Raw genomic sequence first — 24,806 nt, forward strand, 5'->3', positions numbered from 1 at the left:
AGGCCTTGTTGACCGCTCTAGGGTCGGGACATGGGAATCGGCTCGACCCTCGCCAAGGTGGCGGACGCCTCGCTCGACCGGACGGTGCTCCTCGGCTACACGCGGGTGGGCGCCGGCCTGCGCGCCGCCTGGTGGCCGGCCGACCCCGAGCCGGGCGCGCTCGAGGGGCGCCGGGTCCTCGTCACCGGTGGCACCTCGGGCATCGGCAGGGCTGCTGCGGTGGGCTACCTACGGCTCGGCGCGACCGTCCACCTCCTGGGGAGGAACCAGGCCAAGGTCGCCGCCACGATCGCCGACCTGCGCTCGGTCGTCCCGTCCGGAGAGGTGGTGGGGGAGACCTGCGACGTCGGCGACCTCGACGACGTCCGGCAGTGGTCGGCAGGGCTGCTCGCACGGGTGGACCGGCTGGATGCGGTCCTGCACAACGCCGGCACGATGACCGGTGATCGTCGCGAGACGAGCCCGCAGGGACACGAGCTCACCCTCGCGGTCCACGTGCTCGGACCGCACCTGATGACCTCGCTGCTCGGGGCAGCGCTGCTGGCGTCAGAGGCGCCGAGCGTGGTGTGGATGAGCTCGGGCGGCATGTACGGCGCGCGCCTGCACGCCGACGACGCCGACGACATCGAGTACCGCACCGGGCCCTACGACGGCGTGCGGGCCTATGCCCGCACCAAGCGGATGCAGGTCGTGCTCGCGCAGGAGTGGGCGCGGCGCACGGCGGAGCACCCGGTCCTGTTCGCGAGCATGCACCCTGGTTGGGCCGCCACCCCGGGGGTCAGCGAGCACCTCCCGCGCTTCGAGCGGCTGACGCGTCCGCTCCTCCGCACGCCCGAGGAGGGTGCGGACACCGCCGTGTGGCTGGTGGCGACCCGGCCCGACTCCCGTCCGCCGCACTTCTGGCACGACCGTGCGCTGCGTCCGGTCGTGTTCCCCGGCCAGCGTCCGCCTTCGGCCGAGGCCGTACGACGGCTGGCCGAGCACGTCACCGACGCGACCGGGGCGCCCTTCGTGCTGTGAGCAGGCGGCGCGAATCGGCTCGCGCGAGGGCCGCCTGTTGTCGGACAATGCCTGCATGCCGTCGACCAGCCAGCTCGCCGCCTTCGCGGTCGCCTCGTTCCTGTTCATCCAGGTGCCGGGGCCGAGCCTGCTGTTCACGATCGGCCGCGCGCTGACGGTCGGTCGTCGCGACGCGCTGCTGTCGGTCGTGGGCAACGCGCTCGGCCTGGTCGCCCAGGTCGTGCTCGTGGCGGTCGGCCTCGGGGCGGTCGTCGCTGCGTCGGCGACCGCGTTCACCGTGCTCAAGCTCGCGGGCGCGGCCTATGTCGCCTACCTGGGCATCCAGGCGATCCGGCACCGTGGCGACGCCCGGGCCGCGCTGGCGGCTGCCGACGAGGGCGCCGACGTGTCGCGCCCGAGCAGCAGCCTCGCGTCGGTGCGCACGGGCTTCCTCGTCGGCGCCACCAACCCCAAGACGATCGTCTTCTTCGTCGCCTTCCTGCCGCAGTTCATCGACGACGGGGCCCCTGCCGCGCCGCAGCTGCTCCTCCTCGGCGTCCTGTTCGGCACGATGGCGGTGTGCTCCGACGCCTGCTGGGCGCTGGTCGCCGGCCGGGCGCGCGACTGGTTCGCCCGCAAGCCGCAGCGCCTCGACGGCCTGGGGGCGGCCGGCGGCGTGATGATGGTCGGCCTCGGCGCCGCGCTGGTGACGACGAACAACCACTGAGCAGGCCGCGCCGCGGGCCCGGAGGCTACTGGCGCGTAACCACGCCGTCGTACCCCTCGTTCTCCCGGTGTGAAGCGCGTCACATCAGCCTTGGTCGCCACCCTCGCCGCGGTGCTCGTCGCCGCCGGCCTGCTCGTCCCGGCGCCGTCGGCGCACGCGGCCGACCCGTTCACCGTCACCACGTTGCACTTCAAGGTCGTGGTGGGGCCGGACAACGGCACGACCTGCGACGTCGTGGGCGACGTCTACGTCCCCAACGGTGCGAGCAGCCTCAACCGGGTGCCCGCGGTGCTGACGACCAACGGCTTCAACGGCTCGAAGAACGACCAGGCCCCCACGGCGAAGGCGCTCGCCTCCCGCGGGTACGCCGTGCTGTCGTACTCGGGCCTCGGGTTCGGTGGCTCGAGCTGTGTCATCACGCTCGACGACCCCGACGTCGACGGCAAGGCGGCCAGCCAGCTGGTCAGCTATCTCGGCGGCCGCACCGGCATCGCCTTCCTCGACAAGGAGCACACGCAGCCCGCGCCGGCGCTCACCGTCGTGCAGAAGGACGCCCGCGACCACAAGGGCGTCGCGCGCACCGACGACCCGCGCGTCGGGACCTTCGGCGGCTCCTACGGCGGCGGCTTCCAGTTCGCGGTCGCATCCGTGGACGCCCGGGTCGACGCGCTCGTCCCGTTGATCACCTGGAACGACCTGAGCTACAGCCTCGACCCCAACAACACCGCGCAGACCTCGGGCGTCTCCACCTCGACCCCCGGCGCGGCCAAGCTGATGTGGGCCCTCGGCTTCTCCGCGACGGGCGCCACCGGCGACGTGCAGAACCAGCAGGTCCCGCCGGACGCGGTGCCGTGCCCCAACTTCGCCGCGTTCGTCTGCCCGGCGCTCGTCACGGCCGGGACCACCGGCTACCTCCAGCCGGGCGACATCGCCTCGCTGCGGCACGCGTCCGTGGCGTCGTACGTCGCGAAGGTGCGGGTGCCGACCCTGCTCGTCCAGGGCCAGCGCGACACCCTCTTCAACCTCAACGAGGCCACGGCGACCTACCGCGCGCTGCAGGCGCAGGGCACCGAGACCAAGATGATCTGGATGCTCGGCGGGCACTCCGGCGCCAGCGCTCCCGGCGAGGTCAGCTGGGACGACCCGTCCGCCGGCTACCTCAGCACCCGGGTGCTGCAGTGGTACGAGCGCCACCTCAAGGGCAAGGCGGTCAGCACCGGTCCCGAGTTCGCCTACTTCCGCGACTGGGTCGCCTACTCCGGCAACGCCACGCCCGCCTACGCGACGTCGTCCGCCTTCCCCGTGGGAGTACGACGGACCTGGCGCCTCTCGGGCGCCGGCTCCCTCGTGACCGGTACGACGGCGACCGCTCCGGGCTCGCAGTCGTTCGTCACGACCGCGGCGGGCCTGCCCACCCGGTTGGACGAGATGGACGTCTTCGGCAGCTTCACCGCCCCGGTGACCGATCTCGTCACCGACCAGCCCGGCACCTTCGCGAGCTGGTCGACACCGGCCCTGACGGGTCCGCTGCGGGTCGCGGGCTCGCCGACGGTGCGGATCCAGGTCGGCGCCCCGAGCGCGGCGCTGACCCAGGCGCTCGGTCCGGCCGGGCAGCTGGTGCTCTTCGTGAAGGTCGTCGACGTCGCCCCCGACGGCACCGCGCGTCTGATCAACGGGCTCGAGGCGCCGGTGCGGGTCCCCGACGTCACCAAGCCGTTCACGGTGCAGGTGCCCGCGATCGTGCACGAGTTCGCGGCCGGGCACCGGCTGCGGCTGGTCGTCGCGGGCGGCTCGGTCAACTACCGCGGTGGCCTGGTGGCGACGCCGGTGTCGATCGCGTCCGGCTCGGCGCAGACGCTCAGCCTGCCGATCGTCCCCTGACCGGTCCGGGCTGGAGCGGTCCGGGCTGGAGCGGTCAGGGCTGCTGCTGGGACATCCCCATCCGCGCCAGCACGACGTTCTCGAGCAGCTGCACGAGGTTGTAGAGCAGCAGTGTGATCGCGGTGATGATCGCGACCGACGCCCAGAGGTCGTCGAACTTCGCGGCCGCACTGAACTTCTGGATCGAGCCGCCGATGCCCTTGCCCGTCGAGAGCCACTCGGCGAGCAGCGCGCCGGTGACCGCGCCGGGCACGGAGACCCGGGCGGCGGCGAACAGGGAGGGCAGGGCACCGGGGATCGCGACCTTGCGCAGCGCGGTGGCGTTGCCGCCGCCGTACACGTGGACCAGGTCGAGGCTCTCCCTGCTGGCCCGGCCGAGCCCGAAGAGCGCCGAGGCGAGGGCCGGGAAGAGCACCACGATGCTGCCGATGACCGCCACCGAGGCGGTCGTGCCGCGGCCGGTGATCAGGATGATGACCGGCGAGATCGACACCAGCGGGACGCTGCGCAGGAGCAGGGCGAGGGGGAGCACCCCGGCCTCGACGGTCTTCGACAGCGAGAACGCCACGGCGAGCGCGACGGCGATGGCCATGCCGACGCCGAAGCCCAGCCCCGCGTCGCGCAGGGTCTGCGTGGTGAGCGGGCGCAGCGCGTCGCGGTGGTCCGCGGCCAGCCGGCCCGGCGCGGCGCCGGCCTCGTCGACGAACAGGAACCGGAAGACGTCCAGGGGTCCCTTGGCGACGTACGGGGAGACGCCGGCGAAGCTGACCACGGCCTGCCAGAGCGCGAGGACCACGAGCACGGTGACCAGCGCGTTGAGCAGCGAGCGCCCGATCGCGCGGCTCATGCGGTGCCCCGTCCCGACACCCACGGGGTGACCAGCCGGGCCAGCAGGCCGAAGGCGGCGTAGCCCGCCAGCGCAACGAGGGCGCACAGCAGGAAGACCGCCCAGACCCGGACCGAGTCGAGCTGGCCCTGCAGCCGGATCAGGGTGATGCCCACGCTGCGGTCGGTCGCGCCCATGTACTCCCCGAGCACCGCGCCGAGCAGCGAGGTCGGCACGGCCACCTGCAGCGCGTTGAGGACCGCGGGCAGCGCCGCGACGAGGCGCACCTTCACCAGCTGCCGCACCCGGCCGCCGCCGAAGACCCGGACGACGTCCAGGCTCGCCCGGTCGGCGGCCTTGAAGCCGAGCAGGGCGCCGACGACGGTGGTGAAGAAGACCGAGAGCGCCGCGAGGAAGATCGCCGTCGTCGACGGGTCGCCGGGCTCCGTGGCGCCGCCGAGGGCGACGATCGAGATGCCGCCGACCGCCACGAGCGGCAGGCAGTAGGACACGACGGCGACCTGGACCACGATCGGCTCGATCCGCGGCACCAGCAGCACCGTCGCGGCGAGCAGCAGGGCGAGCCCGTTGCCCCAGAGGAAGCCGACCGCCGCCTCGTGCACGGTGACCGAGAAGAAGTCCCAGTACGCCGACAGGCCGTCGTCGAGGATCTGGCGGCCGACCGCGAGCGGCGACGGCACGGGGTCGTACGTCGTCCCGGGGTCGGGCCGGAAGGCGAGCACCGAGAACAGCCACCACGCCAGGACCAGGCCGACCGTGCCGAGGATGCTGGCCAGCCAGCCCGGCACCCGGCGCGAAGGGTTCACGACTCGGCGTCCGCGCGGCCGTCGGCGCCGAACAGCAGCTCGGACGCCTGGTCCACCAGGGCGTGGAACTCCGGCGTGCGCATCAGGTCCGGCGTGCGGGGCCGCGGCAGGTCGACGTCGATGATCGCCTTGATCCGGCCGGGCCGCGGCGACATCACCGCCACCTGGTCGGAGAGGAAGATCGCCTCCGAGATGCCGTGCGTGACCAGCAGCGTCGTCGCCGGCTTCTCGGTCCAGATCCGCAGCAGCTCGAGGTTGAGGTTCTGCCGCGTCATGTCGTCGAGCGCCCCGAACGGCTCGTCGAGCAGCAGCACCGACGGCTTCAGGGCGAGCGCGCGAGCGATCGACACGCGCTGGCGCATGCCGCCGGAGAGCTGGGCCGGCTTGCTGTCCTCGAAGCCGCGGAGCCCGACGAGCGCGATCAGCTCGTCGACGTACTCCTTGTCGACGTCGCGCCCGGCGACCTCGAACGGGAGGCGGATGTTCTTCGTGACGCTGCGCCACGGGAGCAGCGCGTGGTCCTGGAAGGCGATGCCGAGCTCGCTGTCGCGGCGCAGCTCGGCTGGGGTGCGGCCGTCGACGAGCGCGGTGCCGGACGTCGGGTGCTCGAGGTCGGCGAGGATGCGCAGGATCGTCGACTTGCCGCACCCCGAGGGACCGAGCAGGGCCAGGAACGAGCCCTGCCCGGTGTGGAGCTCGGCGCCCTCCAGGGCGGTCACGGTGCGCCCGCGGCCCGCCCTGAAGGTCTTCGAGAGCCCGGAGACGTGGATGCCGGTCGCCATCGTCAGGGGAGGTACTTCTTCAGCTCGGGCTGCTCCTCGTAGATCTCGTCGATGATGCTCGTGTCGAAGAGGTCGTCGACGCTGACCTCCCAGCCGGCGGCCTTCAGCGAGGCGACGGTCTGCTCCTTGAGCTCGTCGGTGATCGTGAACAGTCCGTTGGCCTCGGTGTCGGCGGTGGAGATCAGCAGCTTCTCCGCCTCCAGGCCCATCCCGGTCTTCTTCGGGTCGAGCGCGCCGAAGGTCGCCTCGAGGCCGTCGGCGTTGTCGGACGCGGCCTTGTTGTAGAACTCGGTGATCAGCCCGACGGTGTCGTCGGTGGAGTTCTTGAAGACGTCGGTCCAGCCCTTGATCTCGGCGATCAGGAAGTCCTTGAGGAGAGCCTTGTTCTCGGCGAGGTACTGGTCGGTGACGCTGAACGTCTCGGCGACGTAGGGCACCCCGTTGTCGGCGTACGGCAGGTTGGTGACCTCGTGGCCGGCCAGCTCGACGGTGATCGCCTCGTTGGTCAGGTAGGCCATGAAGCCGTCGACCTTGCCCTCCATCAGCGGGGTCGGGTCGAAGTCGACGGGCACGACCTCGACCTCGTCCTTGGAGATGCCGTTGGCGTTGAGGATCGCCTCGAAGACGCTGGCGTTGGAGTCCTGGACGCCGATCTTCTTGCCCTTGAGGTCGGCGGGCGTCTTGATGTCCGCGCCGTCCTTGAGGGACAGGATGGTGAACGGGTTCTTCTGGAAGGTCGCGCCGATGATCTTCAGCGGTGCGTCCTCGTTGGCGATCGCGGCGCCGATCGACGCGGCGTCGCTGAGCGCGACCTGGACCGTGCCGCTGAGCAGCTTGGCGACACCGGTGTCGGGGCCGGAGATCCCGCTGACCTTCGAGAAGCCGGCGTCGGCGTAGTAGCCCTTGTCCTCGGCGTAGAACTCGCCGGCGAACTCCTCGTTCTTGATCCACGAGTACTGCACGCTGATGTCACCGTGGCCGTCGCCGCCACCGTCCGAGGCGTCGTCGCTGCCGCACGCCGCGAGGCCGACCAGGCCGACGACGGATGCCGTGGCGGCGGCGAGGGCGCGGAGGCCGCGGCGGGAACGGGTGGACGCGTGGGTCATGGGGGTCTCCTGTGGGCTGGTGCCTGCCACCGAGAAGCAACGGGGACGTTGCCTGCACGGCGACGCTAGGAGACCGGGATTTCAGCGCCGGGTCGGACGGTTTCGGGGAGGTTAAGTTCCCGGTGTCAGCGCCCCAGGCTGCTGCGTCTCATCGCGAAAACCCAGCGCCGGTGCGGGTGCTCGGTGACCGACCACAGCGACTCCGTCTCCGGCCACCAGACCAGGTCCTCGGGGCCGATCGGGGTGGCCCACCGCAGCTCGCGGAAGCGGCCCGGGGCGCCGACGAACATCGAGCCCGGGAAGAGCGGCGTGCGCGAGGCGGTCGCGTAGTAGGTGCCGTCGACGACGGAGACGCCCTGCATCCGGGCCTGGCCCCGGTCGTCGATCTCCGGCACGTAACGTCCCTCGGCGTCGCCGACGAGGAGCTGCGTCGCCGGGTCGAGGGCGAAGCGGGCGATCCGCCGGGTCTGCTTCAGCGAGCCGTACTCGCCGACGACCAGCGCCGGGTCGGCCGCGCTGCGGTCGACGGTGAAGAACGAGAAGCGCAGCCGCGTCGTACCCTCCTCGTTCCGGCCGCGGTAGACGAAGCGCACGGGCAGCACGTAGCGGTGCCCGAAGGTCTCGTACGACGACCCGGCGGGCACCCGCAGGATGTCGTCCATCCGGCAGGTGAAGAGTCCCTTGCCGGTGCCTCCGACGTGCAGGTAGCCGCCGTGCCACACGATGCCGCCCGCGTGCACCTTCAGCGGGCCGAGGCCGGGCACACCGTCCTTCAGCGTCGGCGTCACCAGCAGCACGTGCGCGTAGCGGCGGCGCTCGACGTCGACGATGCTGATCCGCGAGCCCTGGCCCTGTTTGGAGTACCACGACGTCGCGAGCACGTCGTGTCCGTGCCGCTCGCGGAAGCCCGTCGCCACCGACGTGGTGATGCCCTGCGGCATCCAGGTCGGGTCGCGCCGGTCGTGGCCCTCCCACGTGTAGGCGCGGGAGACCTTGCGGCCGAGCAGGCGCGGCGTCGGCGCGAAGGTGCGGCGCAGCCGCCGGGCGAGGTCGGGCGCGAGGCCGCTGATCCCGACCCGTCCGCCGCCGTCCGCGGCGAGGGCCGCGGCCAGGGCGTCGATCTCGGCGACGTTCTCCTCGGTGCGGGTCAGGTGCAGTCCGGCCACGGGCGTCACGGTAGCCGAGGTGCCTGCGTCATCATGGGCACGTGAGGGGCATCTTCTTCGACGAGGAGCAGGCGCGTTCGGCCGCCGCGGCGCTGGTGCGGGGCGGGTACGCCGCCGAGGTGGTCCGCGAGCGCCTGGCCGGCGAGGACGACGACGAGGACCACCCGTGGGCCGTCGTCACGGACGCCCCGGAGATCCAGCTCGACATGCTGGTCGAGATGTACGACGGCTGGCTGGACTACGACGACGAGGCGGAGCCGGCGGCGCCGCCGCTCGTCCTGCCGCTCCCCGACCAGCCGAAGCGGATCAAGCGCCCGGAGTAGTCACCGGGCGGGTCACTTGCCGAGCGGGCAGGCGAACGGGCCGTCGGCCCGGGACCACGCCTGCACCATCGCCCGCCGGTCGTCGAAGGAGCCCTCGGCGGTCACGGCGTCGCCGTCGGCCTGCACGTCGAGGCCGACGTCGAAGCCCCGCGTCGAGGCGCGCTCGTCGAGATAGGTCTCGAGCCCCTTCGCGTCGCTCTCGGCGTCGTTGTCGTCGCCGAAGAGGCGCACGGCCGTCACCGCGTCCGGGTCGGCGAACAGTGCCTCGCCGCGGTCGGGGTGGGACAGGCCCTCGAACTCCCGGGCGGCCTGCTCGGGCGTCACCCGGTCACCGAGACCGCACAGCCCCTCGAGGCTGAGCGCGGCGTACTCGAGGTCGCCGGCGTCCGGGGCGCGGTCGAGCAGGTCGTCGAAGCTGCCCTCGTCGGACAGCGAGTCCTCGTCGTCGTTCGCGACGTCGATCGCGAGCTCGACGGCACCCGACAGCACGAGGTGCTCGTCGGGGACGAGCGCGAGCGAGGTCAGGATGCCGGGGTAGCGGCCGCCGTACAGGCCGCTCTCGTCGGCGCTCTCCGCGGAGGTCTCGAAGGTCTCGACGTCACCCGACGTGCCGTGCTCGTAGCCGGCGTCCTCGAGGTCGTCGGCGATCTTGCCGAAGTCGACGTCGTCGTCCAGCTTCCAGACCCGGACCCGGCCGTTGTCGACGGAGGTCCCGGATGCCTCCCACTCGACGTCCAGGTCGCTGAACGCGGCCTCCTGCATGACGGCGACCCACGCGCTGAGCTCGGTCCCGTAGCCCTCGTCCTGCTGGGCCCGGCCCCAGTCGGCCAGCTCGTCCTCGGAGGCCGGGGTCGCCAGGTCGTCGAGGTCCAGCCGGTCGTCCATGGCCGCGCGGTCGGTGAAGGTGAGCGCGGTCGTGGAAGCCGGCAGGTACTCCAGCGCGTCCTCGACGGGCGTGCTCCCGTCGAGCAGCCCGCAGCCGGCGAGGCCGCTCGAGAGCAGGGTGAGCGCGGTGGTGACCACGGCGAGGCGCCCGAGAGAGTGCGTCATGGAGACCATCATTACGCTCGATCTCATGACCGACACCCCGGCCCACCGGTTGCTGCTCGTCCACGCCCACCCCGACGACGAGTCGATCGGCCAGGGCGCCACGATGGCGAAGTACGTCGCCGAGGGTCGCGGCGTCACCCTGGTCACCTGCACCGCGGGGGAGATGGGCGAGGTCCTGGTGCCCGAGCTGGTCCACCTGGCGGCGGACCAGGAGGACCGCCTCGGCGAGCACCGCCGGGGCGAGCTCGACGCCGCCATGAAGGCGCTGGGCGTGACCGACCACCGCTTCCTCGGCGGCTTCGGCACCTACCGCGACTCCGGGATGAAGTGGCACGAGAAGGGCCACGCCGTCGCTGCCGACGACGTCCACGAGAACGCCTTCTGGAACGCCGACCTCACCGAGGCCGCCAACCACCTCGTCGCCGTCATCCGTGAGGTCCGGCCGCAGGTGCTCGTCACCTACGACGAGTTCGGCGGCTACGGCCACCCGGACCACATCCAGGCCCACCGGGTCGCGATGTACGCCGCCCAGCTGGCCGCCGCGCCGTCGTACCGGCGCGACCTGGGGGAGGCCTGGGAGATCGCGAAGATCTACTGGGGCGCGATGTCGGAGAGTCGGGTCCGCGAGAGCCTGCGCCGCCTCCGCGAGGCCGGTGACACGACGACCTTCGAGGGGATGGACCCCGACGGCGACCTGCCGCCGATCTTCCGCCCCGACGAGGACATCTCGTGCGAGGTCGACGCGAGCGCCTACGTCCCGCAGAAGCTCGACGCGCTGCGCGCGCACGCCACCCAGATCACCACCGACGGGCCCTTCTTCGCGCTGTCCAACAACAAGGGCGCGGAGGCCTTCGGTCGCGAGCAGTACCGCCTCGTCAAGGGCGTGGCCGGCGAGACCGACGCCGAGCGCGGCTGGGAGACGGACCTCTTCGCGGGCATCCCCGCCTGACCCGGACCCGGTACGACGCCATGGCGCACCTGCGGCGCGCACCGCTCGCCGTCCTGTGCCTCCTCGGCGGTGCGGCCGTCTCGACCTGCGCCGTGCTGCTGCACGACTACGCGTGGGGCCTGGTCCTGGGCGTCGTGACCACCTTCGCGCTGCTGGTCGCCCTGCCGCCGGGCTGGTGGTCGCGGCTGTCCTTCGCGGTCGGCTGGGTGGTCGTGCTGTTGCAGGCGACCACCGAGCGTCCCGAGGGGGACTACCTCGTGTCGTCCGACGCGTCCGGCTACGCCCTGCTGCTGGTGGGGACGGTCGTCCTGGCGGGCGGCTTCGTGGGTCTGGTGCGCCGCGGCCGCCCCGCCGGGGATTCAGGAGGAGTGGAGACGGCTCCCTAGGATGGCGCCCGTGGGCATGTGGGAGGACGTCGCGCAGGACGCCGGCAGCACCAAGCGGGAGCGCCCGGGCGGCCGCCTGGTCGCCGTGGTCGTCGTGGTGCTCCTCCTCCTGGTGGGCGGCGGGTACGCCGCCGCGCACGCCGTGGCCGCCGACAAGGTCCCACCGGGCACGAAGGTGTCCGGCGTCGACGTGGGTGGCCTGACCCGGGCCGACGCGCTCGAGAAGCTCGAGGACGCCTTCGGGCCGCGCAGCGAGGTCCCCATCGCCGTCACCGTCGAGCACCGCCTGCCCGGTGGTGGCGAGGGCTCGGAGGCCGCGAGCATCGAGCCCGCCGACATCGGCCTGGCGGTCGACTACGAGGCATCCCTCGACGCGGCGGGTGCCGAGTCGAGCTGGAGCCCGGGTCGGCAGTGGGACTACTTCACCGGCGGCGACGACGTCGACGCCGTGGTCACCCTCGACGAGGACCGCTTCGAGGACCGGCTGACCCAGGCGGCACAGGGCCTGGGCACGCCGCCGAAGGACGGGCAGGTGAGGTTCACCGCCGACGGCGTCGAGACGTCCGCGCCGGTCCCCGGCGAGGCGATCGACGCCGGCGCCGCCCGCGAGGCGATCACCGACGCCTTCCTCGCCGGCGAGGACGCCGTCGACCTCGCCGTCACGATGGCCGAGCCCGAGATCGACGCCGCCGACGTGGAGCGGGCGGTGAAGGAGTTCGCCGAGCCGGCGATGTCCGCCCCGGTCACCCTCGTCTTCGGCGAGAACGACGTGCGGCTCACGCCCAAGCGCTTCGCCTCCGTGCTGTCGATGAAGGCCGAGGACGGCGAGCTGGTGCCCGTCGTCGACGAGGCGCGGCTCGCGAAGCTCGTCGACAGCGCGACCGCCGACGGTAAGGCCGTCGACGCCACGGTGCGGATCGTGAAGGGCAAGCCTCGCGTCGTACCCGCCAAGCCGGGGGTGGAGTTCGACCCCGCCGACGTCGCCGAGGTCTTCACCGGCCTGCTCACCGCCGACGGCGCCGCGCGCAGCGGCGAGGTCGAGGCCGAGGTGACCGACGCGGAGTTCACCACCCAGGACGCGAAGGACCTCGGCATCGTCGAGAAGGTCTCGCAGTTCTCGACGTTCTACCCCCACGCCGACTACCGCAACACCAACATCGGCCGCGCGGCCGAGCTGATCGACGGCACGATCCTCAAGCCCGGCGAGGAGTTCTCGCTCAACGGCATCGTGGGCGAGCGCACCCGCGAGAACGGCTTCACCGAGGGCTACGTCATCAGCAACGGCATCCTGAAGCTGGACCTCGGCGGCGGCGTCTCGCAGCTCGCCACGACCACCTTCAACGCGATGTTCTTCGCGGGCCTCAAGGACATCCAGCACAAGCCGCACTCCTTCTACATCGACCGCTACCCGGTCGGCCGCGAGGCCACCGTGGCGTGGCCGACCGTCGACCTGCGCTTCCAGAACGACACCGACCACGGCGTCCTGATCCACGCCTGGGTCGAGCCGAGCGACTACTCGCGCCAGGGCAAGGTGACCGTGCAGATGTGGTCGACCAAGGTCTGGGACATCGACTCGAAGACCTCCGACCGCTACGCCTACGTGGGCCCGGCCACGCGGACCCTGACGACGCCCGACTGCGAGCCGCACACCGGCTCCTCGGGCTTCCAGGTCGACGTGACGCGGATCTTCCGCAAGCACGGCGAGTCGGCGATCGACCACACCGAGAAGTTCCACACCGACTACACCCCGGCCGACACGGTCATCTGCAAGAAGCCCGGGCCGCCGCCGCCCGAGGACCCCGACGAGGGCTGAGAGCCGCTCAACCCGGGTCTCCCGCTGCCGAAGGGACGGGCGGAGGGATGCGGATGATGCTGCGGGCTGCCTTTGCCCTGCCGGAACCGGTGGTCGAGGACCTCCGCCGGGTCGCCGGCCGGCTCAGCGTGCTCCCGGGCGTCCGGCCGTCCCAGGCCGTCGCCCTCGACGTACGCGTGGCCGACCTCGGCAACATCGTCGAGGCCGACGCGCGGTCGCTGGCGGCGTCGGTCAGCAGGCAGTTCGCGCAGACGGCCGCGCCGCTGCTGCGGGCCACCGGCGTCGAGGTGTCGCCGCGGGGGAGCGTCGCGCTCACCCTGGGCGGCGACGTGGAGACGCTGCGCGCGATGGCCACCGCGGTCGGCCTGGCCGCCGAGCGGATCAACCTGTACGTCGACCGGCGCTCGTTCCGCCCCGAGGTGGTCGTCGCGTCGCTGGACCAGCAGCGGCCGGGGTCGCGGGTCGCTGCCGCGCTCGAGGCGATCGAGCCCCCGGTGACCGAAGACTGGTCGATCCACGAGCTCGTGCTGGTCCGCACCCGGTGGGGAGCCGCCGGGGGCGCCGCCGAGGTGTTCGAGCGGGTCCCGATCGGTACCGGTTCCGGCGCCGCCGGCGTGGACGGTGAGTGACCACCGTCACGCACTGGCGTTGAATGTCGACGTGCGCACCCTCCGCCTCCCGGCCTCCGCCCTCCTCGCCTCGCTGCTGCTGGCGCTCGGTGTCCTCACTGCGACGCCGGCCGCGCCGGCCGGCGCGGACACGATCCTGCCGCCGCTCCCGACCGCGCCCGAGGGCGACATCCCCGGCGTCAACGTCTGGACGTGCAAGCCGACCGCGGCCCGTCCGACGCCCGTGATCCTCGTGCACGGCACGTTCGGCGACCGCCGCCACCTGCTCGAGCGGCTCGGCACGTCGATCAAGGCGAAGGGCTTCTGCGTCTACTCCCTCGACTACGGCAACCGCGGCACCGGTGACATCGTGACCTCGGCCAAGCAGCTCAAGGCCTTCGTCGCGAAGGTCCGCACGGCGACCGGCGCCGCGAAGGTGTCGATGGTCGGGCACTCGCAGGGCGGGATGATGCCGCGCTACTACATCAAGTTCCTCGGCGGGGCGCCGTACGTCGACGACCTGGTCGGCATCGCGCCGTCCAACCACGGCACCAAGCTGCTGCCGGCCTTCAACCCCATCGCGCCGCTCCTGCCCGGGCTGGTCTGCGTCGCCTGCGACCAGCAGGCGTGGGGCTCGACCTTCCTGAAGAACCTCAACGCCGGCGACGAGACGCCCGGCGCGGTCAGCTACACCCAGATCACCTCGCGGCTCGACGAGGTGGTGGTCCCGCACACCTCCGGCTATCTCGCCGCCGGTGCCCGCACCACCAACGTGACCATCCAGGCGAAGTGCCCCTTCTCGCTCTCCGAGCACGTGCTGATCCCGACCGACCGGGCCACGATCGGGCTCACCCTGGACGCGCTCACGCACGTGGGACCGGCGCGCCCCACCTTCCAGCCTCCTTGCTAGGATGTAGAACACGTTCTATTCCAGGAGGGTCCGAAGCCGTGACCGCCACGTCCGCCACCCCCGTGATCGAGGGCTGGTTCACCACGGGTGAGGAGCCGCGCCTGCTGGCGTCGCGCTGCACCACCTGCAGCAATGTCGTCTTCCCGCCGGTGTCGTCCGACGCCACCGAGGCTGCGTTCTACTGCCGCAACCCCGCCTGCGACGGCGACCAGCACGACTCCGTCGAGCTCTCCCGCCGGGGGACCGTGTGGTCCTACACCGACGCGCAGTACCAGCCGCCGGCGCCGTACGTGCCGGCGACCGAGCCCTACCAGCCGTTCGCGCTCGCCGCGGTCGAGCTGCCCGAGGGCATCGTCGTGCTCGGCCAGGTGGCCGACGGGTTCGGCGTGGCCGACCTGAAGGTGGGGGCCGAGGTCGAGCTCGTCGTCGAGACCCTCAACGTCGACGAGACGGGCGAGCGCACGATCTACCGCTGGAAGCCGGTCGTGGAGGTGTCCGCATGAGCAGCAACGCAGTGGCCATCGCCGGTGTCGGCATGCACCCCTGGGGCAAGTGGGGCCGCAACTTCACCGAGTACGGCGTCCACGCGGCCCGCGCCGCGCTGAAGGACGCGGGCATCCCGTGGACCGATGTCGACCTCGTCGTCGGCGGCGAGACCGTCCGCAACGGCTACGCCGGCTACGTCGCCGGCTCCACCTTCGCCCAGGCGCTGGGCTGGAACGGCGCGCGGATCGCGACGTCGTACGCCGCCTGCGCGACGGGCGCCCAGGCGATCGACACCGCCCGCGCCCGGATCCTGGCCGGCCTGTGCGAGGTGGCGCTGGTCGTCGGCGCCGACACCACCCCGAAGGGCTTCCTCGCGCCCAACGCGGGCGAGCGGTGGAGCGACCCCGACTGGCTGCGCTTCCGCCTGCTCGGCATGACCAACCCGGCCTACTTCGCGCTCTACGCGCGGCGCCGGATGGACCTCTACGGCGCGACCAGCGAGGACTTCGCGCAGGTCAAGGTCAAGAACGCCAGGCACGGCCTGGCCAACCCCAACGCGCGCTACCGCAAGGAGGTCAGCGTGGACGACGTGCTGACCTCGGCCGTGGTCTCCGACCCCCTGCACCTGCTCGACATCTGCGCCACGTCGGACGGAGCGGCGGCCGTCGTACTGTGCAGCGTCGAGTACGCGAGGAAGCACGGCATCGCGAACCCCGTCCGGGTCGCCGCCGTCTCGACGGTCACCCCGACCTTCCCGAACACCGTCATCGACATGCCGCTGCTCTCGACCGACTCCTCGGCCGTGGTGGGTGTGCCCGAGCGGACGTTCAAGGAGGCCATCGGGCAGGCGGCGTACGAGGAGGCCGGCATCGGCCCCGAGGACGTCGACGTCGCCGAGGTCTACGACCTCTCGACCGCCCTCGAGCTCGACTGGATCGAGGACCTCCAGCTGTGCAAGCGCGGCGAGGCCGAGGTCCTGCTCCGCGCCGGCGACACCACGATCGGCGGACGGATTCCGGTCAACCCCTCCGGCGGGCTCGCCTGCTTCGGCGAGGCGGTCCCGGCCCAGGCGATCGCGCAGGTCTGCGAGCTCACCTGGCAGCTGCGCGGCCAGGCCACCGGCCGCCAGGTCGAGGGCGCGAAGGTCGGCATCACCGCCAACCAGGGCCTCTTCGGCCACGGCTCCTCGGTGCTGCTGTCCGTCTGACGCTTCGCGGGGCTCAGGTCGCGGGAGCGAGGAGCTCCCACACGACGTGCTCGCCCGGGAGGCCCTTGAGCTCCACCGCGTCCCGCTCGACGAGTACGACGGCCGCGTCGTCGTCGAGGGCCTCGCGGACCGCGTCGCTGGCGAGCACCTCCCCGCCGAGCGCGAGGTTGGCGACGCGGGCGGCCATGGCGACATTGCGCCCGAAGTAGTCGCCGTCGCGAGCGACGACCTGGCCGGTGTGGATGCCGATCCGCACCAGGATCGGTCCGTAGCGGCGGAGCGTGACGTCGCGCGGCAGGTCGCGCTGGATGGCCAGTGCCGCCCGACAGGCCGCTTCCGCGTCGCGGAAGGCGACCATGAAGCCGTCGCCGGCGGTCTTGACGACCTGTCCGCGGTACCTCTCGATCTGCGTTCGCAGCACCCGGTCGTGGGCGGCGAGCACCTTCACCCAGGTGCTGTCGCCGAGCCGGTCGTTGAGCGGCGTGGAGTCCTCGATGTCGGAGAAGAACAGGGTGACCGTGCCGTCGGAGGCGGCCATGTTGAGGATGTCGGCTCGCTCGTCGTCGCTCGCCCAGCTCTGCAGGTCCTCGACCGTGCTCTGGATCAGGCCCGTGATCCCGTGCTCCCGGACCCGGGTCGCGGCGCGGATCACGCGGCGTACCGCCCGGTCCGCGGAGTTCGACGGCGGGGGCGGGCGCAGCGCGGCGTCGAGGTCCGACTCGAGCTGCGTGATGTGGTGCTGCGCGTCGGCCAGCTGGCGCTGGAGCCGGCCGCGGTCACGCGCGAAGCCGACGATCACCACGACCAGCAACACGCACACGACGCCCAGGACGATGGCCACGGTCGAAGAGTAGAGCGGGGACAGGCGTTGTGTGTCCGCAGTAGCGTGAGATGGTGACCACTACGGCTCCCGAGATCTCGACCCTCGGCGCGCTGCGCGCCTCCGGCCACCAGCAGAAGTCGCTGCGGGCCGAGCTCCGCACCAACCTCCTCGACAAGCTCGCCCGCGGCGAGGACCCGTGGCCCGGCCTGCACGGCTTCGAGGACACGGTCGTCCCCCAGCTGGAGCGGGCGATCATCGCCGGCCACGACGTCGTCCTGCTGGGCGAGCGCGGCCAGGGCAAGACCCGCCTGCTCCGCACCCTCGTCGGCCTGCTGGACGAGTGGACCCCGATCATCGACGGCTCCGAGCTGGGGGAGCACCCCTACGAGCCGATCACCGTCGGGTCGCGCCGACGGGCCGCGGAGCTCGGCGACGACCTGCCGGTGGCCTGGCGCCATCGCAGCGAGCGGTACGCCGAGAAGCTCGCCACGCCGGACACCAGCGTGGCCGACCTGATCGGTGACGTCGACCCGATGAAGGTCGCCGAGGGCCGCTCGCTGGGCGACCCGGAGACCATCCACTTCGGCCTGATTCCCCGGTCCCACCGCGGGATCGTGGCGATCAACGAGCTGCCCGACCTCGCCGAGCGGATCCAGGTCGCGATGCTCAACGTGATGGAGGAGCGCGACATCCAGATCCGCGGCTACGTCCTGCGCCTCCCGCTCGACGTGTTCGTGGTCGCCTCGGCCAACCCCGAGGACTACACCAACCGCGGGCGGATCATCACCCCGCTCAAGGACCGCTTCGGCGCCGAGATCCGCACCCATTACCCGCGCGAGCTGGCCGCCGAGGTCGCCGTGATCCGGCAGGAGGCGGACCTCCTGGCCGACCAGGTCGACGTACCGGACTTCCTGGTGGAGATCCTCGCCCGCTTCACCCGCAACCTGCGCGAGTCCAGCGCCGTCGACCAGCGCTCGGGTGTCTCGGCCCGGTTCGCGATCGCCGGGGCCGAGACCATCGCCGCGGCCGCGCTGCGCCGAGCCACGATCCACGGCGAGGACCGGGCGGTGGCCCGCGTCGTCGACCTCGAGACCGCGGTCGACGTCCTCGGCGGCAAGATCGAGTTCGAGTCGGGCGAGGAGGGCCGCGAGGCCGAGATCCTCACCCACCTGCTGCGGACGGCGACCGCGGAGACCGTGCGTGAGAAGTTCCGCGGCCTCGACTTCGCCCTGCTGGTCGCGGCGGTCGAGGACGGCGCGACCATCACGACGGGCGCCTCCGTGACGGCCCGCGACGTGCTGACCGGGCTCCCGGTGCTCGGCGAGTCCGAGCTCTACGACCAGCTCTGCGAGCGGGTCAACGGACCGGGCGGCGGGCGCAACGACGGCGAGCGGGCCGCGGCGGTCGAGCTCGCCCTCGAGGGCCTCTTCCTCGCGCGCAGGATCGGCAAGGACAGCGACGGGTCCGAGACCGTCTATGGCTGAGCTGTCCCCGTTCGGCGTGAGCGTCGCGTCCGGCTCCCTGCGCGAGGGGGACGGCGTGGTGCTGCCGCACGCCTGGACGGAGGCCGGCGTCCTCGCCGCCCCGGTCACCAACGGCGCGCAGGCGCTGCACCTCGCGGTCGCCCTGTGCGTGCTCAACGACACTTACCGCGAGGCCGAGCGCCTCGTCGTACCCATCGAGGGCGTGGCGGTCACCGCGGACGGCGCCTTCGACGACGTGTGGACCTCGACGGGCATCACCTACGACATCACGGTCGACACCCCGGCCCAGCCGGACGCCCTCGCCCTCCTCCTCGAGGTGGTCGACGAGGTCGCCGAGATCCCGCGCGTCCTCCGGGCGGGCGCCGACGTGAGGAGGGCGGGACAGTGAGCCGCTACCGCAAGTACGACGGCGGCGACCCGCTCGCCCCGCCCGTCGACATCGCCGAGGCGCTCGACGCCATCGGCCAGGACGTGATGGCGGGCTACAGCCCCGAGCGCGCGATGCGCGAGTTCCTGCGGCGCGGAGGCGACGACCAGGCCGGCCTCGACGACCTCGCCCGGCGCGTCGCGGAGCGCCGCCGCGACCTGCTGCAGCGCCACAACCTCGACGGGACCATGAACGAGGTCCGCGAGCTGCTGGAGAAGGCCGTGCTCGAGGAGCGCAAGCAGCTGGCCCGCGACGCGCTCATGGACGACGGCGACCGCGCGTTCCGCGAGATGCGGCTGGAGAGCCTGCCGGACTCCCCGGCCGCGGCGGTCACCGAGCTCAACGACTACGACTGGCAGTCCCGCGAGGCGCGGGAGGCCTTCGAGCAGATCAAGGACCTGCTCGGCCGCGAGCTGCTGGACCAGCGCTTCGCCGGCATGAAGCAGGCGCTGGAGAACGCCACCGACGAGGACCGCCAGGCCATCAACGAGATGCTGTCGGACCTCAACGAGCTCCTCGAGAAGCACGCCCGGGGCGAGGACACCCCCGAGGACTTCCAGGAGTTCATGGCCAAGCACGGCCAGCACTTCCCCGAGGACCCGCAGGACATCGACGAGCTGCTCGACACGCTCGCCCAGCGCTCGGCCGCCGCGCAGCGGATGCTCAACTCGATGACGCCCGAGCAGCGCGCCGAGCTGATGCAGCTCTCGGCGCAGGCGTTCGGCTCGCCCGCGCTGATGGAGCAGCTCGACCGGCTCGACCAGAACCTGATGGCCTTGCGTCCGGGCGAGGACTGGGGTGGCTCCGAGCAGTTCGGCGACGGCGACCAGGGGCTCGGCCTCGGCGACGGCACGGGCGTCCTGCAGGACCTCGCCGACCTCGACGCCCTCGCGGACCAGCTCTCCCAGTCGTACGGCGGTGCGCGGCTCGACGACGTCGACCTCGACAAGCTCGCCCGCCAGCTCGGTAACGAGGCCGCGGTCGACGCCCGCAAGCTGCAGGAGCTCGAGAAGGCGCTGCGCGAGTCCGGCGCGATGGAGCGTGGCTTCGACGGTGAGCTGCGGCTCACCCCGAAGGCGATGCGCCAGCTGGGCAAGGCGTTGCTGCGCGACGTCGCGGAGAAGATGTCGGGCCGCCAGGGCCAGCGCGACCTGCGCCAGGCCGGAGCTGCCGGCGACCTGTCCGGGGCGACCCGGCCGTGGGAGTTTGGCGACACCGAGCCGTGGGACCTCCCGCGCACGATGCTCAACGGCGTCCTGCGCCGGGCGGGCGACGCCGGCGGTCCGCTCCTCTCGATCGACGACGTCGAGGTCGCGGAGACCGAGGCCCGCACCCAGGCCGCGGTGGCGCTCTGCGTCGACACGTCCTTCTCGATGGCCATGGACGGCCGCTGGGTGCCGATGAAGCAGACGGCGCTCGCGCTGCACACGCTCATCGGCTCGCGCTTCCGCGGCGACAGCCTCGAGCTGATCGGCTTCGGCCGGCACGCGCAGACCATGCGGATCGAGGAGCTCACGGCCCTCGACGCCCGGTGGGCGAAGGGCACGAACCTCCACCACGCGCTGCTGCTCGCCAACCGGCACTTCCGCAAGCACCCGAACGCGCAGCCGGTGCTGCTGATCGTCACCGACGGCGAGCCGACGTCGCACCTGGAGTCGAGCGGCGAGGTCTACTTCTCCTACCCGCCGCACCCGATGACCGTGGCGCTCGCCGTCCGCGAGCTCGACAACGCCCGCCGGATCGGTGCGCACACCACCTTCTTCCGGCTCGGTGAGGACCCCGGCCTGGCCCGCTTCATCGAGTCGATGGCGCGCCGCGTCGACGGCTCGGTGGTCGCCCCGGAGGCCGGCGACCTCGGCGCCGCGGTGGTCGGCTCCTATCTCGGTTCCCGCCGCGGCGGCCGTCCCGGCGACGGCGGCGGACCGGGCAGCTACGGCGACTGGTTCGGCTCGCGGGGCTTCTGGGTGGGCTGACGCCGGCCGGTACCGGGTCCGGTACCAGCAGGCCTGTGGACAACCTCCCGGCCGGGTTTGTCGCTCTCGGGCGACGGGCAGCCAGCCTCCATGGATGATCTCGGGCTCCTTCGACGCGTCGACCCCGCAGTGGTCGACGACGACCCCTTCTGGTCGGTGGTGCGGCAGCGGCACCCCGACGTCACGCTGGTGCTGCTGCCGGAGGAGCCGCCCCCGCCCGACGGCGCGGCCGCGGAGCCCGCCGACCCCGACGACGTACGACGCGCGCTCGACGCGGTGCGCGAGGTCTGGGCCGCCGTCGTGCAGCCGCTGGTGGTCGCACAGGGCGTGCCGGACCCGCCGCGCGAGCGCTGGCGTGAGGGACCCGGCGGCCGGGCTCCCGTGCTGCAGAAGTCCCTCGTGGGGATCGGGCAGCCCGCGGGTGAGGACGTGCTGCGTGGGCTCGTCGCGGGGCTCGCCCGGCGTGGCTGGAGACTCGGACCGGGTGCGCGACGGGGGATGTCGACCCTGCGCGCGACGGACGGTGCGCTCGTGCTCGACGCGGTGGCCGGTCCCGGCGCCACCGTCCTGACCCTGGCCGGTGCGTCATGGCGGTGACGCTGGCCGTCCCGCCGGGCGTGCTCGCGGCCGCCCGGGCGGCGTGGGACGACGCGGCCGACGGCCTCGACGGCGGCTGGCGACGACTGGTCAAGGCGTCGACCGCCGGGTTCTCCCCGACGGTCGCCGCCGCGGTGGACGCCTTCCAGGTGACCTGGGTCGACGAGCTCAAGCGCCGAGCGGTCGAGGCCCAGGGCAACAGCGAGGCGTTCGTCGAGGTCGGGGGCGTCTACCAGTTCGTCGACGTGGCGTCGGCCGAGCGGGCGCGGGCGTTGCTCGGCTGGGTCCACCGCGACGTGCCGATCGAGGTGCGCTGATGGGCGCCATCGTCCTCCCGGCCCTCGTCGAGAGCGTGCCGCGGCTCGCGTCGACGGCGGCGCGGGCGGCCACCTTCGCCAACAACCTCCGCGCCGTCACGGTGCAGGTGAAGGACGTCCAGGAGTGGGCCCAGGGGCAGGGGGTGCCCGAGGGCTGGCAGGGCGACGCACGGGAGGCCGCCGACCACGGCACGACCCGGTTCGCGCGTCGGCTCGACGTCTCCGAGGCGGCGCTGGAGCGGGCGGTGGTCGCTGCCGACCGGTTCGAGGACCGGCTCGTTCGGCTCGGGACGCGGCGCAGCGCGCTCGTCGACCGCCAGGGCACCCTCAACGACGACATCACCGCCCTGCGGGCCGAGATCGACGGCAACGAGGCGGTCGAGGCGAGCGTCGCGGCGTGGGAGACCCGCGCGGCGGACCTGCGTGGACGCGCCGCCGACCTGGTCGGCGACATCGCCGCGTGGAGCGCGGACGCGGACGAGGCGGACCTCGACTTCGTCCGCGCCCTGCAGCAGGTCGACGAGGTGGCCGAGGGGCAGGAGGCGGCGCAGGACCCGGGCCGCCCGGACGTCGCCGACCTGACCCGTGGCTTCGACCGCCGCGTCGGTGACCCTGTGGCCCTGGCCGCGTGGTGGCGCACGTTGTCGCGGGCGCAGCGGCAGGCGCTGCTGACCGAGCACCCGCACCGGGTCGGCAACGCCGACGGCATCCCGGTGCGCGACCGGGACGAGGCCAACCGGGCCGCGCTCTACAGCGACATCGACCGGTGGACCCGGCAGGAGGCCGACGGCGAGCTCGGCGACGCCGATCGTGCCGCCCTGGCCAACGCGAAGGTCATCCGCGCCGAGCTCGACGACCGCCTCGAGCAGGTGGACCCGGCCACCGGCGAGCACGTCGTGCACGTGGTCGTCTACAAGCCGGGGGAGTTCGGCGGTGACGGCGGCGTCGCGATCAGCTTCGGCGACCCCGACCGCGCCGACCACGTGTCGGTCAACGTCCCCGGGCTCACCAGCGAGGTGGGCAGCCTGCCCGGCAACCTCGGCCGGACCGAGGCCCTCCACGACGCGGCCCTGGGGCAGACCGACGGCACGGTCGCAACGGTGTTCTGGCTCGACTACGACGCCCCCAGCGGCAACCCGCTCACGAGCCTCGAGGGCATCACCGACTTCGGCTCGGTCGTCGGCCCGGGGGCGGCCGACGCCGGCGGGGAGAGGTTCTCGCAGTTCATCGACGGCCTGCGGGCCTCGGACGCCGGGGCCACGGCCCACCTGACGGCGATCGGCCACAGCTACGGCTCGACGACCGTGGGTCATGCGCTCCAGGACGGGCTCCCGGTCGACGACGCGATCCTGCTGGGCAGCCCCGGGGTGCCCGAGCACACCGCCGCGGCGCTGACCGATGCCGACGTGTGGGTGGGCGCGAAGGACCACGACCCGGTGTCGCTGATCGGCGCCGAGGACGGCCCGGGCACGCTGGGCACCGACCCGGCGCAGGAGTCGTTCGGTGCGACGCGTTTCGAGACGGGCGACGGCTCACCGCGGATCCAGGACGCGCTCGACAACCACACGTCGTACTTCACCGGCACGTCGCTGGACAACCTCGGCGCCATCGTGGTCGACCAGGACGACCACGTCGTCCACGACGAGGGGCGCGAGCGCTGGTCCGAGGAGGGGCACTACCCGACGCTGCCGGAGTGGCTGGCGGAGGGCGTCGTACGCGGCGTGGGCGATCCGATCGTGGAGGGAGTCAGGGAATGGGGCGAGGACGTGGTGGACTCACTCGTACGCGGTTTCGGTCCAGGGAGGTTCGTCGGATGAGGTGGCTGTCGGCAGTCGTGGTCCTCGGCGTGGCCGCGAGCCTGGCCGGGTGCGGGGGCGACCCCGACGCGGAGCGGGCCGCGGTGGACGAGACGGAGGAGCTCGCCCTGGCCGCGGTGGACGGCGTCGTCCACGAGGTCGCCGACGCCACCCGGCTGGAGTTCACCAGCGGCGACCACGACTTCGTGATCTGCGGCGAGAGCTATGCGCCCGGTGGCGTCATCCACCGGGTCTCGCTCCACTTCGGACCGCCCGACGCAACCGTGGAGCGGGCGATCGAGCGCGCAGCGGAGGCGCTGGAGGCCGACGGCTGGAAGGTCGAGCACCCGGGCAACCCCGCCATCGTGGAGGGCGTGCGGGGGAGCAACACGCTGCGCTTCCACTTCGGCGGCGCCGCCACCGAGGTCAGCATCCGATCCTCCTGCGTCGAGACCTCCGACGACGTGGCGAAGGAGTACGCCGACCGGGCGAACGCCGACATCGACTGGGACTAGGCGTCGGCCGACGAGCCCGGTGCGGGACGATGACGGTGATGTCCGACCTCGCCCCCGCCGTACTCGCGCTGCTCGCGCTCGCCGCGCTCACCGCCGGGTTCGTCGACGCGGTGGTGGGCGGCGGCGGCCTGGTGCAGCTGCCCGCGTTGCTGCTCGGCCTGCCGGGAGCGAGCCCGGTGCAGGTGCTCGCGACCAACAAGATCGCGTCGGTGTGCGGCACCGCCGCTGCCTCGGCGACCTACTACCGACGGATCCGGCCCGATCCCCGCACCTTCGGGCCGCTGATGCTGCTCGCGCTCGCGGGGGCCTTCACCGGCGCCCTCGCGGCCTCCCACATCCCGCGCGAGGCGTTCGAGCCGATCGTCCTGGTCGCCCTCGTCGTGGTGGGTGCCTACGTCCTGCTCCGCCCGGAGCTCGGCGAGGACGCCGAGCTGCGCTTCCAGGGCCACCGCCACCTGGTGGCCGCGATGGTGGTCGGCTTCGCCATCGGTCTGTACGACGGCGTCCTCGGCCCCGGCACGGGCAGCTTCTTCGTCTTCGCGCTGGTCGGCCTGCTCGGCTACGACTTCCTGCAGGCCAGTGCCAAGGCGCGCCTCGCCAACCTCGCCACCAACCTCGGCGCCCTGCTGCTCTTCATCCCCTCCGGCGCGGTGCTGTGGGACGTCGGCCTGCTGATGGGCGCCTGCAACCTGGTCGGTGGCTACCTCGGCGCACGCACCGCCGTCGCCCGCGGCGCCCGCTTCGTCCGGGCGTTCTTCATCGTCGTCGTCGGCGCCTTCGTCGTCCGGATCGGCGGCGGCGTCGTCGGCCTCTGGTGAGTCGTCCCCG

26 protein-coding genes are annotated in these 24,806 nt (G+C 72.7%); 19 read left to right on the top strand and 7 right to left on the bottom strand.

What is annotated here, in order from left to right; genetic code table 11:
* Positions 1 to 30 precede the first annotated feature (30 nt).
* The 3 genes from BJ993_RS16445 (at position 31) to BJ993_RS16455 (ending at position 3,607) form a co-directional block, all read left to right on the top strand.
* Positions 31 to 1,020 (top strand): SDR family NAD(P)-dependent oxidoreductase, encoded by a 990-nt coding sequence (locus BJ993_RS16445; protein ID WP_179649992.1) that lies wholly within the window; start codon positions 31 to 33, stop codon positions 1,018 to 1,020.
* A 55-nt stretch (positions 1,021 to 1,075) separates the two neighbouring features.
* The gene (locus BJ993_RS16450) at positions 1,076 to 1,726 is read left to right on the top strand and encodes a LysE family translocator (protein ID WP_179649994.1); all 651 of its coding nucleotides are present in this window, start codon (positions 1,076 to 1,078) and stop codon (positions 1,724 to 1,726) included.
* 90 nt (positions 1,727 to 1,816) lie between these two features.
* Entirely contained in the window at positions 1,817 to 3,607 is a 1,791-nt protein-coding gene (locus BJ993_RS16455; protein WP_218864724.1) for a CocE/NonD family hydrolase, read from the top strand.
* 34 nt (positions 3,608 to 3,641) lie between these two features.
* On the opposite strand, the gene BJ993_RS16460 is transcribed toward BJ993_RS16455, so the two are convergent.
* The 5 genes from BJ993_RS16460 to BJ993_RS16480 form a co-directional block, all read right to left on the bottom strand.
* Positions 3,642 to 4,454 (bottom strand): ABC transporter permease, encoded by an 813-nt coding sequence (locus BJ993_RS16460; RefSeq protein WP_051932501.1) that lies wholly within the window; start codon positions 4,452 to 4,454, stop codon positions 3,642 to 3,644.
* Positions 4,451 to 5,260, bottom strand: coding sequence for an ABC transporter permease (locus tag BJ993_RS16465; RefSeq protein WP_036548021.1), 810 nt, complete (start codon positions 5,258 to 5,260; stop codon positions 4,451 to 4,453). Before BJ993_RS16465 ends, BJ993_RS16460 begins: the two co-directional genes overlap by 4 nt.
* Positions 5,257 to 6,042, bottom strand: coding sequence for an ABC transporter ATP-binding protein (locus BJ993_RS16470; RefSeq protein ID WP_179649998.1), 786 nt, complete (start codon positions 6,040 to 6,042; stop codon positions 5,257 to 5,259). The genes BJ993_RS16465 and BJ993_RS16470 overlap by 4 nt, the downstream gene beginning before the upstream one ends.
* Before the next feature lie 2 nt (positions 6,043 to 6,044).
* Complete coding sequence (locus tag BJ993_RS16475) at positions 6,045 to 7,148, bottom strand: ABC transporter substrate-binding protein (RefSeq protein WP_179650000.1); 1,104 nt, start codon at positions 7,146 to 7,148, stop codon at positions 6,045 to 6,047.
* A gap of 125 nt (positions 7,149 to 7,273) precedes the next feature.
* Positions 7,274 to 8,314 (bottom strand): hypothetical protein, encoded by a 1,041-nt coding sequence (locus tag BJ993_RS16480; RefSeq protein WP_179650002.1) that lies wholly within the window; start codon positions 8,312 to 8,314, stop codon positions 7,274 to 7,276.
* A gap of 41 nt (positions 8,315 to 8,355) precedes the next feature.
* Here BJ993_RS16480 and BJ993_RS16485 point away from each other — a divergent pair, with 41 nt between their 5' ends.
* Entirely contained in the window at positions 8,356 to 8,637 is a 282-nt protein-coding gene (locus tag BJ993_RS16485) for a hypothetical protein (RefSeq protein ID WP_036548031.1), read from the top strand.
* Positions 8,638 to 8,649: 12 nt separating this feature from the next.
* Here the strand turns inward: BJ993_RS16485 and BJ993_RS16490 are convergent, their stop codons facing one another.
* Positions 8,650 to 9,687: a hypothetical protein gene (locus BJ993_RS16490; protein ID WP_179650004.1), complete on the bottom strand. Its 1,038-nt coding sequence runs from the start codon at positions 9,685 to 9,687 to the stop codon at positions 8,650 to 8,652.
* Positions 9,688 to 9,712: 25 nt separating this feature from the next.
* Here BJ993_RS16490 and mshB point away from each other — a divergent pair, with 25 nt between their 5' ends.
* From mshB to BJ993_RS16525, 7 genes are read left to right on the top strand one after another with little or no spacing between them, the layout of a single operon-like run.
* Entirely contained in the window at positions 9,713 to 10,636 is a 924-nt protein-coding gene (gene mshB, locus BJ993_RS16495) for an N-acetyl-1-D-myo-inositol-2-amino-2-deoxy-alpha-D-glucopyranoside deacetylase (RefSeq protein WP_179650006.1), read from the top strand.
* Between the two features lie 20 nt (positions 10,637 to 10,656).
* Positions 10,657 to 11,022, top strand: coding sequence for a hypothetical protein (locus BJ993_RS16500; protein ID WP_179650008.1), 366 nt, complete (start codon positions 10,657 to 10,659; stop codon positions 11,020 to 11,022).
* A 16-nt stretch (positions 11,023 to 11,038) separates the two neighbouring features.
* Positions 11,039 to 12,835: a VanW family protein gene (locus tag BJ993_RS16505; protein WP_257027508.1), complete on the top strand. Its 1,797-nt coding sequence runs from the start codon at positions 11,039 to 11,041 to the stop codon at positions 12,833 to 12,835.
* Positions 12,836 to 12,888: 53 nt separating this feature from the next.
* Positions 12,889 to 13,464 carry a 2'-5' RNA ligase family protein gene (locus tag BJ993_RS16510; RefSeq protein ID WP_179650012.1) on the top strand — a complete coding sequence of 192 codons (576 nt, stop codon included), beginning with the start codon at positions 12,889 to 12,891 and terminating at the stop codon, positions 13,462 to 13,464.
* A 31-nt stretch (positions 13,465 to 13,495) separates the two neighbouring features.
* Positions 13,496 to 14,353: an esterase/lipase family protein gene (locus BJ993_RS16515; RefSeq protein WP_179650014.1), complete on the top strand. Its 858-nt coding sequence runs from the start codon at positions 13,496 to 13,498 to the stop codon at positions 14,351 to 14,353.
* Positions 14,354 to 14,391: 38 nt separating this feature from the next.
* Positions 14,392 to 14,856: a Zn-ribbon domain-containing OB-fold protein gene (locus BJ993_RS16520; RefSeq protein ID WP_179650017.1), complete on the top strand. Its 465-nt coding sequence runs from the start codon at positions 14,392 to 14,394 to the stop codon at positions 14,854 to 14,856.
* The gene (locus BJ993_RS16525; RefSeq protein ID WP_036548044.1) at positions 14,853 to 16,046 is read left to right on the top strand and encodes a lipid-transfer protein; all 1,194 of its coding nucleotides are present in this window, start codon (positions 14,853 to 14,855) and stop codon (positions 16,044 to 16,046) included. The genes BJ993_RS16520 and BJ993_RS16525 overlap by 4 nt, the downstream gene beginning before the upstream one ends.
* A gap of 13 nt (positions 16,047 to 16,059) precedes the next feature.
* Here the strand turns inward: BJ993_RS16525 and BJ993_RS26630 are convergent, their stop codons facing one another.
* Complete coding sequence (locus BJ993_RS26630) at positions 16,060 to 16,887, bottom strand: adenylate/guanylate cyclase domain-containing protein (protein WP_179650019.1); 828 nt, start codon at positions 16,885 to 16,887, stop codon at positions 16,060 to 16,062.
* Between the two features lie 50 nt (positions 16,888 to 16,937).
* Between BJ993_RS26630 and BJ993_RS16535 the strand changes: the two genes are divergently transcribed.
* The 8 genes from BJ993_RS16535 (at position 16,938) to BJ993_RS16570 (ending at position 24,796) form a co-directional block, all read left to right on the top strand.
* The gene (locus BJ993_RS16535) at positions 16,938 to 18,353 is read left to right on the top strand and encodes a magnesium chelatase ATPase subunit I (RefSeq protein ID WP_036548048.1); all 1,416 of its coding nucleotides are present in this window, start codon (positions 16,938 to 16,940) and stop codon (positions 18,351 to 18,353) included.
* Positions 18,346 to 18,741, top strand: coding sequence for an OsmC family protein (locus BJ993_RS16540; protein ID WP_179650020.1), 396 nt, complete (start codon positions 18,346 to 18,348; stop codon positions 18,739 to 18,741). Before BJ993_RS16535 ends, BJ993_RS16540 begins: the two co-directional genes overlap by 8 nt.
* Positions 18,738 to 20,753 (top strand): vWA domain-containing protein, encoded by a 2,016-nt coding sequence (locus BJ993_RS16545; RefSeq protein WP_179650022.1) that lies wholly within the window; start codon positions 18,738 to 18,740, stop codon positions 20,751 to 20,753. The genes BJ993_RS16540 and BJ993_RS16545 overlap by 4 nt, the downstream gene beginning before the upstream one ends.
* 90 nt (positions 20,754 to 20,843) lie before the next feature.
* Positions 20,844 to 21,350 carry a hypothetical protein gene (locus tag BJ993_RS16550; RefSeq protein WP_179650023.1) on the top strand — a complete coding sequence of 169 codons (507 nt, stop codon included), beginning with the start codon at positions 20,844 to 20,846 and terminating at the stop codon, positions 21,348 to 21,350.
* Positions 21,341 to 21,667 (top strand): hypothetical protein, encoded by a 327-nt coding sequence (locus tag BJ993_RS16555; RefSeq protein ID WP_179650025.1) that lies wholly within the window; start codon positions 21,341 to 21,343, stop codon positions 21,665 to 21,667. The genes BJ993_RS16550 and BJ993_RS16555 overlap by 10 nt, the downstream gene beginning before the upstream one ends.
* Positions 21,667 to 23,484, top strand: a complete 1,818-nt coding sequence (locus tag BJ993_RS16560) for an alpha/beta hydrolase (protein ID WP_179650027.1) — start codon at positions 21,667 to 21,669, stop codon at positions 23,482 to 23,484. The genes BJ993_RS16555 and BJ993_RS16560 overlap by 1 nt, the downstream gene beginning before the upstream one ends.
* On the top strand, positions 23,481 to 23,978 hold the full coding sequence (locus tag BJ993_RS16565) for a hypothetical protein (RefSeq protein WP_179650029.1): 498 nt from the start codon (positions 23,481 to 23,483) through the stop codon (positions 23,976 to 23,978). Before BJ993_RS16560 ends, BJ993_RS16565 begins: the two co-directional genes overlap by 4 nt.
* Positions 23,979 to 24,016: 38 nt before the next feature.
* Positions 24,017 to 24,796, top strand: a complete 780-nt coding sequence (locus tag BJ993_RS16570; RefSeq protein WP_036548067.1) for a TSUP family transporter — start codon at positions 24,017 to 24,019, stop codon at positions 24,794 to 24,796.
* Positions 24,797 to 24,806 lie beyond the last annotated feature (10 nt).

The sequence above is a fragment of the Nocardioides aromaticivorans genome, from assembly GCF_013408525.1.
GTDB classification, from domain to species: domain Bacteria; phylum Actinomycetota; class Actinomycetes; order Propionibacteriales; family Nocardioidaceae; genus Nocardioides; species Nocardioides aromaticivorans.